Source organism: Stenotrophomonas sp. 115C5 (assembly GCF_056861055.1).
Genome location: NZ_JBSPUQ010000003.1, coordinates 114,265 through 130,790, shown reverse-complemented (window position 1 = coordinate 130,790; position 16,526 = coordinate 114,265). Strand labels below are relative to the sequence as shown.

Here is a 16,526-nt window from a genome sequence, read left to right as displayed (position 1 = left end):
GGGGGGCGGGCCCCCCCCCCCGGGGGGGGGGGGGGGGGGGCCCCCCCCCCCCCCCCCCGCCCCGCCAGACCATCAGCAATCCAACGCCGCTTTGGCTTTGGCTTTGGCTTTGGCTTTGGATTCGGCCATTGCCTCTGCGGGTGCAGGGCGCAGCCCTGCCGAAACCTACCCTCAGGAACTGCAGGACAGCATCGAGCAGCCGGCGCGATTGTCGGCCCAGGCCGGGCGCTTGCTGGCGAAGTGTTCCAGGCCGGCACGCTCGGTGTATGGATCGCGCAGTACGTCCTGCAACGCATGAACACCGCCGAGGTCGCCCTGCTCCGCGCGATCGATGGCTTCCTGGGCCAGCCAGTTGCGCAGCACGTACAGCGGGTTGGCCGCTGTCATCTTCGCCAGGCGCTCGCTGGCCGGCAGCGGATCGGCCTGCAACCGCGCCGCATAGTCCTGCAGCCACTGCTGCAACAGCGCCTGCACCGCCTGCTGGCGCGCCTCGTCGTAGTACACCGCATCCAGCAGCGCCGCATCCGGTGCCGCCGGATCGATCTGCATCAGCGCACGCGAGGCCAGCGTCATGTCCATGCTGCCGTCCTGCATCAGCTGCTGCCAGCGCAGGTAGAGCTGCAGGTCGTCATCGTCGGCGGCGGCCAGGCCGAGCTTGGCTGCGACATCGCGGCGCGTGCAGGCCACGAAGGTGGACTGGTATGCAGCCAATCCAGCCTGCAGCGGTGCCACATCGGCAAACAACGGCGACAGTGCCTGCGCCAATCGGCTCAGGTTCCAGTACGCCACCTGCGGCTGGGTGCCGAAGCGGTAGCGGCGACCCTGCGCGTCGGTGGTGTTCGGCGTCCAGTCCGGATCGAAATCCTCGACCCAGCCGTAGGGACCGTAGTCGAGCGTGAGACCAAGAACGGACAGGTTGTCGGTGTTCATCACGCCATGCACGAAGCCGACGCGCATCCAGTGCGCGATCATCTCGGCGGTACGCACCGCGATCTGCGCGAACCAGTCGCCATACAGCGCCTCGCCCTGCCCTTCCAGTTCGGGGAAATCACGCGCGATGCAGGCATCAACCAGCTGCTGCAGCATGGCGGTTTCCCCGCGCGACGCCGGCAGTTCGAAGGAACCAAAGCGCAGGAACGACGGCGACACGCGGCATACGATCGCGCCGGGCTCGGCACGCGGATGGCCGTCGTAGAACATGTCGCGCACCACGTCGTCGCCGGTGCCGACCAGCGACAGCGCGCGCGTGGTCGGCACGCCAAGGTAGTGCATCGCCTCGCTGCACAGGAATTCGCGGATGGATGAGCGCAGCACTGCGCGCCCATCGGCGCCGCGCGAGTATGGCGTCGGGCCAGCACCTTTCAGCTGCAGCTCCCAGTGGCGGCCATCCGGCGCGACAAGTTCGCCCAGCGAGATCGCACGGCCGTCGCCGAGCTGGCCGGCCCAGTGGCCAAACTGATGGCCGCCGTAGTTGGCGGCCCATGGCTGCATGCCGGCATACAGTGCATTGCCGCCAAACACCTGCGCGAAGCCTTCGCTCTCGACTTCAGCGGTATCGAAACCAAGCATGGCGGCGACGTCCGGTGCCCAGGCCAACAGCGTGGGCGCCGTCACCGGGGTCGGCATCACCGGCGACCAGGCCGCACCCAGCACTTCGCGCCGGCGCGGGCCGGATTCGGGATCGCCCGGCAGGGTATGCAGCAGGCGGTTGTCGAAACGGGGGCTGTCGGTATCCATGGTGCTGAAGATGGGGGCGACGGCCGCCCTCCTCAATTGCCGCTGAGCGCCTGCAGGTGACCGCCGTGGGCCTCGGCACGCTGGTACGCTGGACGCTCACCGATACGCTTGAGGAAGCCACGCAGTGCCGGCTTGTCGTCGAGGCCACCACCCCGTGCGGCCGCAGCCTGGATCGGGAAGCTCATCTGGATGTCGGCTGCGCTGAACCGCTCACCCGCGAACCACTGGCTTTCGGCCAGGCGGCGCTCCATCCAGTCCAGGTGCAGGCGCCGCTGTGGGCCGATGAAGCCACGTTCGGCCTTGTCGGCAATGCTGCGCGCGATCGGACGGGCGAAGAACGGCATCGGCGCGTTGCGGATGCGGCCCATCACCAGGGTCAGCAGCAGCGGCGGCATCGCCGAGCCTTCGGCGTAGTGCAGCCAATAGCGGTAGGCGATGCGCTCGGCGCCATCGGCCGGCATCGGTGACGGCGACAGCTGGCGTTGGGTGTCATAGCGATCCGCGAGGTAGTCGAGGATGGCACCGGACTCGGCCAGTACCAGCTCGCCATCCTGCAGTACCGGCGACTTGCCCAGCGGATGCACGTTGCGCAGCTCCGGCGGCGCCAGCAGCGTCTTCGGATCGCGCGGATAGCGGCGCAGTTCGTAGTCCAGCCCCAGCTCCTCCAGCATCCACAGCACACGCAGGGAACGGGAGTTTTCCAGGTGATGGACGATGCGCATGGGGATGATCCTTGGGGAGGCCCGCATCGTACCGCGCGCAGTGCATGTCCCATGTAGAGTCGAACCATGCTCGACGCTACAGAACAGCAGGCAACAAAAAACGCCGGAAGCTTTCGCTTCCGGCGTTCTGGCTACCAAACGGTAGCAGACGGATTAGACCGCCTGCACCTGGTCAGCCTGCATACCCTTCTGGCCCTGGACGGCGATGAAGGTAACCTTCTGGCCTTCCTGCAGGGTCTTGAAGCCGGTGCCCTGGATGGCACGGAAGTGCACGAACAGGTCCGGGCCGCTTTCCGGGGTGATGAAGCCGAAGCCCTTGGCGTCGTTGAACCACTTGACGGTGCCGGTCTGACGATCAGACATTTGACTAACTCCTGAAACACATGTTGAAAAAAATCGCAGCCACCGGGTATCGGGGCCGAGACTGAGTTGCAGGCGTTGGTAAAGCGGATCGATGAGCGGATCGTGAGATCAACTGCACCAGGCCACGATTCACGGTGACCCTAGCAAACACAGTGGGTCGAACGATACGCGTGTTTTCTGCAAAAAGCGATAGCCCGGACGTTCATGGGCAAACCCTGCCCGCTAGGCGTGACAAGGCTTGGCAGCCGATCAAGCCTAACTCCGAGTCCCCATTCAGGTTTTTCCTACCCTACACTGGGTAAATGACTGAAGCTGAAACCCAAGCTGAACCCGCCCTGCCCCGCATCTGGGTGGACGCGGATGCCTGCCCCACCGTCATTCGCGACATCCTGTTCCGTGCCGCTGAACGCGTCGGGATCGAGCTGACCCTGGTCGCCAACCAGTGGATCCGCACCCCGCCATCGCGCCGGCTGCGCTCGATCCAGGTGCCGCAGGGCCTGGACGTGGCCGACAGCGCCATCGTCGAGCGGGTCGCCGCCGGAGACCTGGTGGTCACCCAGGACATTCCGTTGGCCGCCCTGGTGCTGGAGAAGAAGGCCGTGGCGCTGAACCCGCGCGGCCAGCTGTACACCCCGAACAACATGGCCGAGCGGCTGTCGATGCGCAATTTCATGGAAGAGCTGCGCGGCGCCGGGGTGCAGACCGGCGGCCCGCCGCCGCTGGGCCCGCGCGACCGACAGCTGTTCGCTGCCGAGCTGGACCGCTGGTTGGCCCGACGCCCGGTTCGCTGAACGGCCCTACCCGCCCTGGCCGGGCAGGCACAGGCGGCGCCGGCTGCTGAACCGCCGGGGCTCCCCGCTCAATGGGTCATCGAAGGCCAGCCCCTGCGCCAGCAGCTGCAGGGGCGACTCGACCGTTTCATCCGGGCGCGGCCTCAGCAGCGGATACAGGTCATCGCCCTCGATCGGCGCGCCCAGCGCCGCCATGTGCACGCGCAGCTGGTGCTTGCGGCCGGTTTCCGGCAGCAGCCGGTAGCGCCAGACCGGCCCTTCGACCTCGATCAGCTCGATCCGGCTGCGCGCATTGGGCTCGCCCGGCACTTCGGCCATGCGGAAGAATGGCTCCCCCGGCACCAGGCGGCTGTCCCGCTGCAACGGAAACGCCAGCCCGGGCAGCGCCGGTGCCAGCGCCTCATAGGTCTTCTCGATGCGCCGTTCGCGGAACAGCCGTTGATAGGCATCACGCGTGGCTGCCTGGGTCGAGAACAGCACCAGGCCGGCGGTCAGCCGGTCCAAGCGGTGCAACGGCGCCAGTTCGGTGTTGCCGGTGCGTGCGACCAGGCGCGCCAGCAGGGTTTCGCGCACATAGCCACCGGCCGGCGTCACCGGCAGGAAGTGCGGCTTGTCCGCCACCAGCAGGTGCGCATCCAGATGCAGGATGGTCTCGGCGAAGGGAATCACCGGCTCGTCGGCCACCTCGCGGAAGTACTGGATCTCCAGCCCCACCTGCCAGGGCATGTCCGGCGCCAGTGCCCTGCCCTGCGCATCCTGCACACGGCCCCGGGCGAAGCGGTCCTGCCATTGCGCGCGGTCGATGCGCGGGAAGCGCGCACACAGGCCATCGAGCAGGCTGCGCCAGTGGCCGGGCGGCAGCTGCAGGCGGCTGGGCAGGATCATCGGTGGCACTCCTGCGGCAGGAAAGAGCGCAAGAGTGCCACCGTTGACGCTGCGCAGACAGACCGGCAACGGACACCTCTGGAGCAAACCTCTATCATTGTCGTCTTTAGTCCACGGACCCCCCATGGCTCTCACCGCCACCATCCGCAAGGCCGAACTGCAGATCAGCGACATGGATCGCGGCTACTACGTGACCCACAACCTGACCATGGCCCAGCACCCGTCCGAGACCGACGATCGCCTGATGGTGCGCCTGCTCGCCTTCGCGCTGAACGCCGGCGACCGCCTGGAATTCGGCCGTGGCCTGAGTACCGATGACGAGCCGGACCTGTGGGAACACGACTACACCGGCGACATCCTGCAGTGGATCGACCTGGGTCATCCGGACGAATCGCGCATCCGCAAGGCCAGCAACCGCAGCCGCCAGGTGCAGGTGGTGAACTACGGCGGCAACGCTTCGGACATCTGGTGGAGCAAGCAGAGCAAGGGCCTGGCGCGCTTCGACAACCTTTCGGTGGTCGACCTCGATGGTGCCTTCGTCGAACTGTGGGGCCAGCAGATCCAGCGCGCCATGCGCTGGAGCGTGCTGATCCAGGACGGCGAAGTGCAGCTGCTCAACGACCAGATCCAGCTCGACGTGATCCCGAACTGGCGCAAGCGCGCCAAGGCATGAGCACCATCCGTTGCGATGTGGTGGTCATCGGCGCCGGCGCGGCCGGGCTGATGACCGCAATCACGGCTGGCCAGCGCGGCCGCCAGGTGCAGGTGATCGACCATGCCAACAAGGTCGGCAAGAAGATCCTGATGTCCGGCGGTGGTCGCTGCAACTTCACCAACACCGGTACCACTCCGGCCAACTTCCTGTCGGCCAACCCGCACTTCTGCAAATCGGCGCTGGCGCGCTACACGCCCTGGCACTTCATCGAGCTGGTGCACAAGCACGGCATCGCGTATCACGAAAAAGAGCTGGGCCAGCTGTTCTGCGATGTCTCGTCCAAGCAGATCGTGAAGATGCTGGTGGACGAATGCCAGGCGGCAGGCGTGCAGGTGCGTACCGAGTGCAGCGTGCAGCGCATCGAGCACGGCAGCGATGGCTTCCGCGTGCACACCACCCATGGCCTGTTCCATTGCGCCTCGCTGGTGGTTGCCACCGGCGGTCTGTCCATTCCCAGCATGGGTGCCACCGGCTTTGGTTATGAAGTGGCCCGACAGTTCGGCCACCAGGTGCTGCCGACCCGCGCCGGGCTGGTGCCGCTGACACTCAGCGGCAAGCACCAGGAACGGCTGGCCGATCTGAGTGGTGTCGCCCTGCCGATCGAGGCGCGCTGCAACGGCAGGAGCTTCCAGAACTTCATGCTGCTGACCCACCGTGGCGTGAGTGGCCCGGCGATCCTGCAGATCTCCTCGTTCTGGCAACCCGGCGATGCGCTGGAGCTGGACCTGCTGCCCGGCCAGGATGCCGGCGAGTGGCTGCGGCAGATGAAGCGCGAACGACCCGCCGCTGAACTGCGCACGGTGCTGGGCGAGGTACTGCCGAAGCGGCTGGCACAGCGGCTGTGCGAACACTGGCTGCCCGACCGGCCCGTGCGCCAGCTGGACGAGCCGGTGCTGCGCCAGGCCGCGCAGCTGCTGGGCGCGTTCCCGCTGGTGGCCAGTGGCACCGAGGGCTACCGAACCGCTGAAGTCACGCTCGGCGGCGTGGACACCGCCGAGGTCTCGTCTTCGACGATGGAATCCAAGCGCGTACCCGGCCTGCATTTCGTCGGCGAGGTGCTGGATGTGACCGGCTGGCTGGGCGGCTACAACTTCCAGTGGGCCTGGGCCAGCGGCCACGCGGCCGGTGGCGTGGTGTGAACCACATCGCCGTTCGATGCGTGCAAGGGGCGCGCGCATGGACGGTTCGGCGCGCATCGTGTATCTAGATTTGCAGATTGGGGAGCAGTGCATGCAGAACGCGAACGACATCACCATCCGCCTGCTGATCGTCGATGACAGCGGCGAAAATGCCGAAGCCATCGTCAGCACGCTGCGCAACAGCGGCATCGCAGTACGCCCATGGCGCCCTCAGGATGCAGCCGAGCTGGCCCAGGTCCTGGCCAGCCAGGCCATCGACCTGGTGCTGGCTTCGCCCTCCCAGGGCATCCCGCTGCCACTGGTGGCCCAGCATATTGCTGCCAGCGGCAAGGACATTCCGCTGGTGCTGCTGGCCGAGCGCATCGACGAAGACGAACTGGTGCAGGCCAGCAGCCACGGCATCCGTGCCCTCGCCCTGCGCCAGCGTTCCGAGCACCTGCTCGCCGTGGTCCGCGACCAATGGGTGGACCTGCAGGCGCGTCGCGGCCTGCGCCGCATCGAGGCGCAGATGCGCGAGACCGAGCGCCGCTGCGATGCCCTGATCGCCTCCTCCCGCGACCCCATCGCCTACGTGCATGAGGGCATGCACATCCGCGCCAACGACGCCTACTTGGAGATGTTCGGCTACGAGCAGTTCGACGACATCGAAGGCATCTCGCTGCTGGACATGGTCGCCGCCCAGCATGTGGAAGGCTTCAAGCAGCTGCTGAAGGGCCTCAGCCGTGGCGAGGCGCCGCCGCCGCAGTACCAGCTCGATGCGCGCCACGAGGATGGCAGCGCGTTCCCGGCAACGATGGAATTCACCCCCGCCACCTACGAGGGCGAATCCTGCCTGCAGGTGGTACTCCGCCGCCGCATGGAATTCGATCCGGAACTGGCGCGCGAGGTCGAGGACCTGCGCCAGCGCGACCAGGTCACCGGCCTGCTCAACCGACCGACCTTCATGCTGCAGCTGGAAAGCGCGGTGGCCCAGGCAGGGCGCAGCGAAGGCCAGTTCGGCCTGCTGCTGATCGAGCCGGACCACTACGCGCGCCTGCTGCCGGATATCGGCCTGGCCTCGGCCGACATCCTGATCGGCGCCCTCGCCGCCCTGCTGGCCGAGGTGGTTGGCGAGGACGCGCAGCTGGCCCGTTTCGGCGAACACAATTTCGCCGTGCTGCAGGCCGGGCCCTACTCGCAGACCGTGGCACTGGCCGAGCGCATCCGCGAAGCCTACGCCGCACACGTCTTCAGCATCGGCGCGCGTTCGGCCACGGTAACGGTCAGCATCGGTGGCGTGCAGGTGGGCGAGAAGATCGCCAGCATCGGCCAGGTGCTGGCACGCGCCAGCGAATGCACGCAGGCCGCCGCCGAACTGGGTAACACCTGCCGCATCTTCGACCCGGCCGCTGCCGACCGCGTCGAGGAAGAACGCGTGCTGCGCTGGGTCGCCCGAATCCGTGAAGCGCTGGCCGGTGACGGCTTCCAGCTGCACTACCAGCCGGTGCTGAACCTGCAGGGTGAGTCGCTGGAGCTGTATGAGGCCTACCTGCGCCTTGAGCACAATGGTGAACTGCTGAGCCCGACTGCGTTCCTGGGCATCGCGGAGGAACACGGCCTGCTGGCCGACATCAACCGCTGGGTGGTGTCACGGGCGATCGCTGTGCTGGGCCAACGTGCACGCGAAGGCCATGCCACGCAGATGCTGGTGAAGGTGACGCCAGAGTCGTTCGACGACCCGCAGATGATCGCCACCCTGCGCCGGGAACTGCAGGCACAGGGTGTGCCCGGCGAACGGCTGTGGCTGCATGCGCCGGAAGCGAAGGTGTTCACCCATCTGCGCAGTGCGCAGCAGTTCCTTGCCGAAGTGGCGCCGCTGGGCTGCCGCATCGGCCTGGAGCAGTTCGGATCGGGGCTGGATTCGTTCCAGCTGCTGGCCCACTTCCAGCCGCAGTTCCTCAAGCTGGACCGCGGCTTCACCAGCGATCTGGCCGCCACCCGCGAGAACATCGACCGCATCAGCCAGATCACCGCTCGCGCGCAGGAGGCCGGCATCCGCACCATCGCCGAGTTCGTCAGCGATGCCAACTCGATGACCCTGCTGTTCAGTGCCGGCGTGGATTACGTGCAGGGCGACTTCGTTGGCCCGGCGTTGCCGGAGATGGGCTTCGAGTTTGGTTGACGCCTCTCTGTAGAGCCGGGCCATGCTCGGCTGCGGGACTCAAGCGAAGAGCAGCCGAGCATGGCTCGGCTCTACACAAACGAGAAGGCCGGCTTTCGCCGGCCTTTTCGTTGATCAGGTCATGTCGACCAGATTGTCGATCTTCACGTCCGGGTTGACGTCGGCCTCGTAGTCGACGCCCTCCACGCCAAAGCCGAACAAGCGCAGGAAGTCGGCCTTGTAACCGGCCAGATCGCTGATCTCGTACAGGTTCTCGTTGGTGACCTGCGGCCACAGTGCGACCACCTTGCCCTGCACGTCTGCCGCCATCTCCTTGTAGTCGGCACGCAGGCGGCCTTCCTCATCGACCAGCGCAACGGTATGGCCCTCGCCATCGACCAGGTCGTGACGCAGGCGATCGATCGCCACGCCGTCGGCCTTGCCGCCGTAGAGGATGTCGTACAGCACATCCAACTGCTCGATGCAGCCTTCGTGGGTGCCCTTTTCCTTCATCACCTTGAACAGCAGCGACAGGTACAGCGGCATGGTCGGAATGGCCGAGCTGGCCTGGGTGACCACGGCCTTCAACACCGAGACTCGCGCGTCGCCGCCGATTTTCGCCAGCTTTTCGCGCAGGCCCAGCACCTTGGTGTCCAGGTCCTTCTTGGCGGCACCGATGGAACCGTTCCAGTAGATCGCCTGGGTGATTTCTTCGCCCACGTAGGTGAAGGCGGTGGTGGTGCAGCCGTTGGCCAGCACGCCGGCATCGGCCAGCGCGTCGATCCACATCTGCCAGTCCTCACCGCCCATCACCGCGACGGTACCGGCGATTTCTTCCGGGGTGGCCGGCTGCAGATGGGTCTCGGTCAGCACTTCCTTGTCGGTATCCAGGCCACGCAGCGTGATCGGCTCGCCGATCGGTTTCAGCGTGGAGCTGATGATTTCACCGGTCTTGGGGTGCTTGCGGCGCGGCGCCGCCAGGCTGTAGACGACCTGATCGACCTGGCCGAGATCGGCCTTGATCATTTCGATGGTCTTCGCCTTCACTTCATCGGAGAAGGCATCGCCGTTGATGCTCTTGGCGTACAGGCCGGCTTCGTCGGCGTACTTGTGGAACGCGGCCGAGTTGTACCAGCCCGCCGTGCCCGGCTTGGTTTCGCTGCCCGGACGTTCGAAGAAGATGCCCAGGGTTGCGGCGCCACTGCCGAAGGCAGCGGTGATGCGCGCGGCCAGGCCGTAGCCGGTGGAGGCGCCGATCACCAGCACGCGCTTGGGGCCGTTCTGGATCGGCGGACGCGCGCGGATGTAGTCGATCTGCTGCTTGACCGCGGCCTCGCAGCCGGTCGGGTGGGTGGTGACGCAGATGAAGCCGCGGACGCGCGGTTTGATGACCATGGATACCTCGGGTTGGCAGATGCGGCGCGCGGGGCGCTCAGCAGGAATATGGGTGCGCGCCTGCGCGCGCGAACCGCAGGATCGTAGTGCGCGGGGGAAGATTGCACAACCGACGCTGGCGTAGGGTGGTGTTTCTTTTGCGCAGGGTTGCACCCTGCACCCGCAGAGGCAACGTCAACGGCGGAAGCCGGGTTCCTGTGGGTTGGCGGGGCGGGTCCGGTTGCGGGGGACGCCGTAAACCCATCCTTGGGGGCTTGGCCGCGGCATCCATGCCGCGGACACCCCCGCAACCGGACCCACCCCGCTTTCGACAGTTCTCCGCGATCTGCAAGGACGGCGTGCGGCCCTGGTAGGTGTCGACCTTGGTCGACACGGCTGAATTCATTCGATATCTGACAGATGTGTCGACCAAGGTCGACACCTACCGACAGCCGCAGGAATCTGTCAAAGGTGGGGCGGTGTCGGAGTGCGGGGTGTCAGCCGCATGGATGCGGCTGCCAAGCCTACAAGGACGTACTTGCGGCGTCCCCGCAATCCGACACCGCCCCGCCAACCCACGGAATGCCCGCTGTTGCTGTTGCTGTTGCCTCGGCGGGTGCCGGGTGCAACCCGGCCAACAAAAAACCCCGCTTGCGCGGGGTTCTCTGTGTGTTGCGTGTAGCGCGAACGCTTACGGGCGACGGGCCAGGGCCTCGACGTCCTTCGCCTTCGGCAGCAGGTCCTGCTTGCTGACGCGCAGGAAACCGATCGTCAGCATCGGCACCGCCACCAGGATCGACGACAGCACCACGATCACTGCGCCGATCATGTGCGTCTCGGCCAGGCCTTCCATCGAGCTGCCGCCGTACATGTACAGGGCCAGTGCCGACAGGAAGAACATCACCGCGGTGATCACTGTACGCGACAGCGTCTGGTTGATCGAACGGTTCAACACTTCCATCGAGTCCACGCGCAGGCTGCGGAAGTTCTCGCGGACGCGGTCGAAGACCACGATGATGTCGTTGATCGCAAAGCCCATCACCGACAGCAGGCCGGCCAGCACGGTCAGGTCGAACTCACGGCCCAGCAGGGACACGTAAGCCACCGTCACGATCAGGTCGAACATGGCCACGATGCTGGCGGTGACCGCGAACTTCCATTCGAAGCGCACGGCGATGTAGATCAGGAAGCCGGCCAGCATGAAGATGGTGGCGTACAGGCCATTCATCGCCAGGTCCTTGCCGATCTGCGGGCCGACGAACTCGTTGCGCAGCACGGTGGCCTGGTTGTCAGCCGTGGACAGTGCCTTCACTACAGCGGCAGCGGTAGCCTTGTCTTCGGTGGCGGCAGCACCCGTGCCCGGAGCATGCTCGCCGTGCGGCGCCAGGCGGATCAGCAGGTCGGTGTTGCCACCGACGCTCTGTACCTGGGCGCCATCGAAGCCGTTCTGCTCCAGCTTGGTACGGACCTGCTCGACGTCCACCGCCTTGTCGAAGCGGGCTTCGATCAAGGTACCGCCGGTGAAGTCCAGTGCGTAGTTGAAGCCCTTGAAGCCGATGATGGCGACCGACGCCAGGAACACCACGATGGTGACCGCCATGGCGACATGGCGCCAGCGCATGAAGTCGATTTTGGTGTCGTTCGGGAGGATGTGCAGCGGAAACAGTTTCATTGTGCGTGTCGTCCCGTCAGATGGCCACGTTCTGGAGCTTCTTGCGACGGCCGTAGATCAGCGTCGCCAGCGCACGCGACACGGTGATCGCAGTGAACATGGAGGCGAAAATACCGATGATCATGGTCAGCGCGAAGCCCTTCAGCGGACCGGTACCGAATGCGAACAGCGCCACACCGACGATCAAGCCGGTCAGGTTGGCGTCGAGGATGGTGCCGGAGGCACGCTCGTAACCGGTCACGATCGCGGTCTTGCCCGGCACGCCGGCACGCAGCTCTTCACGGATACGCTCGTTGATCAGCACGTTGGCGTCCACCGACAGGCCGACCGACAACGCCAGGCCGGCGAAGCCCGGCAGGGTCATGGTCGCGCCGAACAGCGACATCACCGCCACCACGATCAGCAGGTTGAACAACATCGCGATCGAAGTGATCACGCCGAACATGCGGTAGTAGACGCTGAAGAACACCAGGGTGAACAGGAATGCGAACACCACCGCGCGCATACCGTTCTTGACGTTCTCGGCACCCAGGCTCGGGCCGACCACGCGCTCTTCCACGAAGTCCATCGGCGCGGCCAGCGAGCCGGACTTCAGCAGCTTGGCCAGGTCCTCGGCTTCCTTCTTCTGCAGGCCGGTGGTCTGGAAGTTCTTGCCGAACACGCCGTTGATGTTGGCCACCGAGATCACTTCCTCGTTGACCTTGAAGCCACGCACTTCCTGGCCGTCGACGACGGTCACGGTCGGCACGCGCTCGGTGTAGACCACCGCCATCGGCTTGTTCACGTTGGCGCTGGTGAAGTCGAACATGCGCTGGCCGCCGACATTGTTCAGCGTCACGCTGACCGCCGGAGAGCCGCTGTTCGAATCAGTCACCGCCTGCGCGCCGACCATCTGGTCACCGGTGACGATCACGCGCTTGTTCAGCAGGACCGGACCACCGCCATCACGACGCTGGTAGACCTTCGCTTCCGGCGGGATGCGACCGGAGTTGATGGCGTCCTGTGCATTGCCGTCAACCACCGCGCGGTACTCGAGGGTAGCGGTGGCGCCGATCATGCGCTTGGCTTCGGCCGTGTCCTGCACGCCCGGCAGCTGCACCACCACGCGGTCGGCACCCTGGCGCTGGATGATCGGCTCGGCCACGCCCAGCTGGTTCACGCGGTTGCGCAGGGTGTTGATGTTCTGCTCGATGGCGCCGTTGGCGATCTGGGTGATCTCGGTTTCCGGCACGGTCACCGTGATGCGATTGCCACTGACGTCGTAGCCGAGCGTCGGCTGCGCCTTGACCAGGGCGGTGCGGGCACGCTGCGCGGCGTCGTCACCGGCGGACGGGCTCAGATTCGCCACGATGCTGTTGTCAGCACGGCGTTCCACCGACTGGTACGGAATGCGCGCGTCGCGCAGGGTGCTGCGCACGTCTTCGGTGTAGGCGTCCAGGCGCTTGTCCAGGGCGGCCTTCTGGTCGACCTGCAGCACGAAGTGCACACCACCCTGCAGGTCCAGGCCCAGCACCATCGGGCGGCCGCCGAGGTTGGCCAGCCAGTCCGGCACGGTCGAGGCCAGGTTCAGGGCCACGGTGTACTTTTCGCCGACCGTGTCACGCAGGGCGTCGCTGGCAGCGGACTGCGCCTTCAGGTCCGGCAGGCGGACGATCAGGCTTTCCCCTTCCTTCTCGACACCGATGGTGGTGACACCGGCCGTCTTCAGGTCGGCCAGCACACGGTCACGCAGCGCATCGTCGATCTGGCCGCCACGGTTGGCGGTGATCTGGACGGCCGGGTCCTTCTGGTAGATGTTGGGCAGCGCGTACAGCGCGCTGAGCGCCAGTACGATCAGGATGACGACGTACTTCCAGCGTGGAAATTCGAGCATTGCTTGGGTCCCGCGCGGCGCCATCCCCGGCGCCGCGGTTGTGCATCGGAAAGGGAGTGGCTTACTGGGCCGACTTCAGGGTACCGGCCGGCAGCACGTTGCCGACAGCGCCCTTCTGCACGCGGATGCGCACGTTGTCAGCCACTTCAATGGTGATGAAGTTGTCGCCGATGTCGGTGACGATGCCGGCGATGCCGCCGTTGGTCAGCACTTCATCGCCACGCTTGATCTTCTCCAGCATGGCCTTGTGCTCCTTCTGCCGCTTCATCTGCGGGCGGATCATCAGGAAGTACATGATGGCGATCAGGATGACCGGGAACAGCAGCGTGGTCAGGCCCATGCCCTGCGGTTGGCCGCCGGCGGCCTGGGCGTGGGCGGCGGGAATCAGGAAAGCAAGCAGGTTCATCGTTGGTCCTTTGGTTGGGCGGCGCTCCGGCCCTTTCACGGGCACGGGGTGTCGACCGCGGATCTGGGTCAGCCTTGAAGTATGCCACGGCCCCGGGCGTTCGTCCTTGGGCCGTTTGGCAGGGGGTACTCGGTTTACAGGGGCGGCGCGACCGCCCCGCGTGCCGCGTAGAAAGACTCACGGAAGGCCAGGAAGGTTCCCGCTTCGATGGCCGCACGGATGTCGGCCATCAGCTTTTCGTAATAGAACAGGTTGTGCAGGGTACCCAGCATCGGCGCCAGCATCTCGTTGCAGCGGTCCAGGTGGCGCAGGTAGGAACGGGTGTAGCCACCGGTGCAGGCCACGCAGCCGCAGCCGGGCTCGATCGGATCCATGTCGCGCGCGTACTGCGAGTTGCGGATGCGGACGGTGCCGAACGAGGTGAAATAGTGGCCGTTGCGCGCGTTGCGGGTGGGCATCACGCAATCGAACATGTCCACGCCACGTGCGACACCCTCGACCAGGTCTTCCGGCCGGCCCACGCCCATCAGGTAGCGCGGGCGGTCACCCGGCAGCTCCGGGTCCAGGTGGTCGAGCATGGCATTGCGCTCGTGCTCCGGCTCGCCCACGGCGAGGCCGCCGATGGCGTAACCGTCGAAGCCGATCGCCTGCAGGGCCTCGGCCGAGCGGCTGCGCAGGTCGGTGTGCACGCCACCCTGGACGATGCCGAACAGGGCCGCGTCGTTGCCCAGCTCGTCATGCGCGTTGCGGCTGCGCTGCGCCCAGCGCAGGCTCAGTTCCATGGAACGGCGGGCGACGTCTTCGGTGGCCGGGTACGGGGTGCACTCGTCGAAGATCATCACCACGTCCGAATCGAGCACCTTCTGGATCTTCATGCTCTCCTCCGGGCCCAGGAACACGCGAGCGCCGTCGGTGGGCGAGGCGAAGGTCACGCCCTGCTCGGTGATCTTGCGCCGGTGGGCCAGCGAGAACACCTGGAAGCCGCCGGAGTCGGTCAGGATCGGGCCATCCCAGCGGCAGAAGCCGTGCAGGCCGCCGTGGTCGGCGATGATGTCCAGGCCCGGGCGCAGGTACAGGTGGAAGGTGTTGCCGAGGATGATCTCGGCGCCCAGCGCGCGCACCTGGTCCGGCAGGATGCCCTTGACCGAGCCATAGGTCCCCACCGGCATGAACGCCGGCGTTTCCACCGTGCCACGCGGGAAGGTCAGGCGGCCACGGCGGGCACGGCCGTCGCGGGTCTGGAGCTGGAACTGCAATCGGGACATGGAGCGGTCATTCAGGCAAATAGTCGCTCATTGTCTCCCAAAACCGGCTCGACCGCCCATTCAGGCCTGAACGGCACGGCAGTATAGCCACGCCATGCGTGGCTTTCCTGGTCTCCAGGCACCTGCAAGTGCGCACCAACGGTGCGCACCCACCACAAGCAGGCAGAGGTCAGCGCCCTACCCCGCTTGCGGGAACAGCAGCATGGCGTCGCCGTAGCTGAAGAAGCGGTAGCGCTTCTCGATCGCGTGCTGGTACGCCTCGAATACCCTTTCCTTGCCGGCGAACGCGGAGATCATCATCAGCAGCGTGCTTTCCGGCAGGTGGAAGTTGGTCACCATCGCGTCGACGCTGCGGATGCGGTAGCCCGGGGTGATGAAGATCTGCGTTTCACCGGCGAACGGCAGCAGCTCGCCATCGCGCATCGCGCTTTCCAGCGCGCGTACCACGGTGGTGCCGACGCCGATCACCCGGCCGCCGGCCGCGCGCGTGCGCCGTACCTGCTGCACCAGCTCAGCGCCGACGTTCAGCCACTCGCGGTGCATCACGTGGTCCTTCAGGTCATCGGCACGCACCGGCTGGAAGGTGCCTGCGCCGACATGCAGGGTGACGTGGCCGAACTCCACGCCCTTGGCCTTCAGCGCTGCCAGCAGCGGCTCGTCGAAATGCAGGCCAGCGGTCGGTGCCGCCACCGCGCCCACTTCACGTGCGAACACGGTCTGGTAGCGCTCGCGGTCGTCCACGCCCGGCTCGCGCTGGATGTACGGCGGCAGCGGCAGGCGGCCGGCATGCAGCAGCCACTGCTCCAGCGATTCCGGCACGTGGAACTGCAGCACGTAGAACTCGCCGTCGCGGCCCAGCACCTCGGCTTCGCCACCTGCATCCAGCGCGATGCGGCTGCCGGCCTTTGGCGACTTGCTGGCGCCGACCTGGGCACGGGCCTGCTGGCCGCCGAGCAGGCGCTCGATCAGGATCTCCACGCGGCCACCGCTGGCCTTCTGCCCGAACAGGCGCGCCGGGATCACCCGGGTGTCGTTGAACACCAGCAGGTCGCCCGGCTGCAGCAGCGACGGCAAGTCGCGCACCTGCAGATCGGTGAAGGCGGCCGGTGCCGGTGGCACCAGCAGCAGGCGGCTTGCGGAACGTTCGGCCAGGGGCGCCTGCGCGATCAGTTCAGCCGGCAGGTCGTAGTGGAAATCGGACTTCTTCAAGGCAGTGGGCGGCAACAGGTCGACAATGGCGCGCATTGTACGTCCAGCGTCTGCGAGCCGGCGCGCTTCGCGGCGAACGTCGCGCAAAATGCTGCTATGCAGCAGGTTTCTGCGGGGTTATCGCGCAAAAAAACAAGTGCTAGCATCGAGCCGGAAGTCCGCTGCACGAGCCTGCCCCCAAGCGCGCGTGATGACGCGCGTTTTGCTTTTGAAGACCCGTGCGACCCATTGTTTC

The 16,526-nt window shown here is 66.3% G+C and carries 14 protein-coding genes; 4 read left to right on the top strand and 10 right to left on the bottom strand.

Annotation, left to right across the window (positions count from 1 at the left end):
• Nucleotides 1-171: 171 nt before the first annotated feature.
• From AC13FN_RS05820 to AC13FN_RS05810, 3 genes are all read right to left on the bottom strand, one after another.
• Entirely contained in the window at nucleotides 172-1,737 is a 1,566-nt protein-coding gene (locus tag AC13FN_RS05820; RefSeq protein WP_482985259.1) for a protein adenylyltransferase SelO, read from the bottom strand.
• 32 nt (nucleotides 1,738-1,769) lie between these two features.
• The gene (locus tag AC13FN_RS05815) at nucleotides 1,770-2,459 is read right to left on the bottom strand and encodes a glutathione S-transferase family protein (RefSeq protein WP_049437247.1); all 690 of its coding nucleotides are present in this window, start codon (nucleotides 2,457-2,459) and stop codon (nucleotides 1,770-1,772) included.
• A 153-nt stretch (nucleotides 2,460-2,612) separates the two neighbouring features.
• Nucleotides 2,613-2,822, bottom strand: a complete 210-nt coding sequence (locus tag AC13FN_RS05810) for a cold-shock protein (RefSeq protein ID WP_004153307.1) — start codon at nucleotides 2,820-2,822, stop codon at nucleotides 2,613-2,615.
• Nucleotides 2,823-3,124: 302 nt separating this feature from the next.
• Between AC13FN_RS05810 and AC13FN_RS05805 the strand changes: the two genes are divergently transcribed.
• Nucleotides 3,125-3,613 (top strand): YaiI/YqxD family protein, encoded by a 489-nt coding sequence (locus tag AC13FN_RS05805; protein WP_482985258.1) that lies wholly within the window; start codon nucleotides 3,125-3,127, stop codon nucleotides 3,611-3,613.
• A gap of 6 nt (nucleotides 3,614-3,619) precedes the next feature.
• On the opposite strand, the gene AC13FN_RS05800 is transcribed toward AC13FN_RS05805, so the two are convergent.
• Nucleotides 3,620-4,498: a pseudouridine synthase gene (locus tag AC13FN_RS05800; protein ID WP_482985257.1), complete on the bottom strand. Its 879-nt coding sequence runs from the start codon at nucleotides 4,496-4,498 to the stop codon at nucleotides 3,620-3,622.
• 124 nt (nucleotides 4,499-4,622) lie between these two features.
• On the opposite strand from AC13FN_RS05800, the gene AC13FN_RS05795 reads away from it, so the two are divergent.
• From AC13FN_RS05795 to AC13FN_RS05785, 3 genes are all read left to right on the top strand, one after another.
• Nucleotides 4,623-5,171: a YaeQ family protein gene (locus AC13FN_RS05795; RefSeq protein WP_482985256.1), complete on the top strand. Its 549-nt coding sequence runs from the start codon at nucleotides 4,623-4,625 to the stop codon at nucleotides 5,169-5,171.
• Entirely contained in the window at nucleotides 5,168-6,352 is a 1,185-nt protein-coding gene (locus AC13FN_RS05790) for a BaiN/RdsA family NAD(P)/FAD-dependent oxidoreductase (RefSeq protein WP_197646834.1), read from the top strand. The genes AC13FN_RS05795 and AC13FN_RS05790 overlap by 4 nt, the downstream gene beginning before the upstream one ends.
• A gap of 91 nt (nucleotides 6,353-6,443) precedes the next feature.
• Nucleotides 6,444-8,513 carry an EAL domain-containing response regulator gene (locus AC13FN_RS05785; protein ID WP_482985255.1) on the top strand — a complete coding sequence of 690 codons (2,070 nt, stop codon included), beginning with the start codon at nucleotides 6,444-6,446 and terminating at the stop codon, nucleotides 8,511-8,513.
• A gap of 114 nt (nucleotides 8,514-8,627) precedes the next feature.
• On the opposite strand, the gene fabV is transcribed toward AC13FN_RS05785, so the two are convergent.
• The 6 genes from fabV to queA all read right to left on the bottom strand — a co-directional run bounded on the left by fabV (nucleotide 8,628) and on the right by queA (nucleotide 16,327).
• Nucleotides 8,628-9,887, bottom strand: coding sequence for an enoyl-ACP reductase FabV (gene fabV / locus AC13FN_RS05780; protein ID WP_043403212.1), 1,260 nt, complete (start codon nucleotides 9,885-9,887; stop codon nucleotides 8,628-8,630).
• 670 nt (nucleotides 9,888-10,557) lie between these two features.
• Nucleotides 10,558-11,538 (bottom strand): protein translocase subunit SecF, encoded by a 981-nt coding sequence (secF, locus tag AC13FN_RS05775; RefSeq protein WP_054171508.1) that lies wholly within the window; start codon nucleotides 11,536-11,538, stop codon nucleotides 10,558-10,560.
• Nucleotides 11,539-11,554: 16 nt separating this feature from the next.
• Entirely contained in the window at nucleotides 11,555-13,411 is a 1,857-nt protein-coding gene (gene secD / locus AC13FN_RS05770) for a protein translocase subunit SecD (RefSeq protein WP_401744186.1), read from the bottom strand.
• 61 nt (nucleotides 13,412-13,472) lie between these two features.
• Complete coding sequence (yajC, locus tag AC13FN_RS05765; protein WP_005409257.1) at nucleotides 13,473-13,817, bottom strand: preprotein translocase subunit YajC; 345 nt, start codon at nucleotides 13,815-13,817, stop codon at nucleotides 13,473-13,475.
• Between the two features lie 134 nt (nucleotides 13,818-13,951).
• On the bottom strand, nucleotides 13,952-15,082 hold the full coding sequence (gene tgt / locus AC13FN_RS05760) for a tRNA guanosine(34) transglycosylase Tgt (protein ID WP_029379947.1): 1,131 nt from the start codon (nucleotides 15,080-15,082) through the stop codon (nucleotides 13,952-13,954).
• Nucleotides 15,083-15,259: 177 nt separating this feature from the next.
• Entirely contained in the window at nucleotides 15,260-16,327 is a 1,068-nt protein-coding gene (queA, locus tag AC13FN_RS05755; RefSeq protein WP_482985254.1) for a tRNA preQ1(34) S-adenosylmethionine ribosyltransferase-isomerase QueA, read from the bottom strand.
• Nucleotides 16,328-16,526 lie beyond the last annotated feature (199 nt).

Coding starts and splice junctions, on each gene's coding strand:
- AC13FN_RS05805 (WP_482985258.1), top strand. CDS start 3,125: ATGACTGAAGCTGAAACCCAAGCTGAACCCGCCCTGCCCCGCATCTGG.
- queA (WP_482985254.1), bottom strand. CDS start 16,327: ATGCGCGCCATTGTCGACCTGTTGCCGCCCACTGCCTTGAAGAAGTCC.
- AC13FN_RS05785 (WP_482985255.1), top strand. CDS start 6,444: ATGCAGAACGCGAACGACATCACCATCCGCCTGCTGATCGTCGATGAC.
- yajC (WP_005409257.1), bottom strand. CDS start 13,817: ATGAACCTGCTTGCTTTCCTGATTCCCGCCGCCCACGCCCAGGCCGCC.
- AC13FN_RS05815 (WP_049437247.1), bottom strand. CDS start 2,459: ATGCGCATCGTCCATCACCTGGAAAACTCCCGTTCCCTGCGTGTGCTG.
- secD (WP_401744186.1), bottom strand. CDS start 13,411: ATGCTCGAATTTCCACGCTGGAAGTACGTCGTCATCCTGATCGTACTG.
- AC13FN_RS05800 (WP_482985257.1), bottom strand. CDS start 4,498: ATGATCCTGCCCAGCCGCCTGCAGCTGCCGCCCGGCCACTGGCGCAGC.
- tgt (WP_029379947.1), bottom strand. CDS start 15,082: ATGTCCCGATTGCAGTTCCAGCTCCAGACCCGCGACGGCCGTGCCCGC.
- secF (WP_054171508.1), bottom strand. CDS start 11,538: ATGAAACTGTTTCCGCTGCACATCCTCCCGAACGACACCAAAATCGAC.
- fabV (WP_043403212.1), bottom strand. CDS start 9,887: ATGGTCATCAAACCGCGCGTCCGCGGCTTCATCTGCGTCACCACCCAC.
- AC13FN_RS05790 (WP_197646834.1), top strand. CDS start 5,168: ATGAGCACCATCCGTTGCGATGTGGTGGTCATCGGCGCCGGCGCGGCC.
- AC13FN_RS05810 (WP_004153307.1), bottom strand. CDS start 2,822: ATGTCTGATCGTCAGACCGGCACCGTCAAGTGGTTCAACGACGCCAAG.
- AC13FN_RS05795 (WP_482985256.1), top strand. CDS start 4,623: ATGGCTCTCACCGCCACCATCCGCAAGGCCGAACTGCAGATCAGCGAC.
- AC13FN_RS05820 (WP_482985259.1), bottom strand. CDS start 1,737: ATGGATACCGACAGCCCCCGTTTCGACAACCGCCTGCTGCATACCCTG.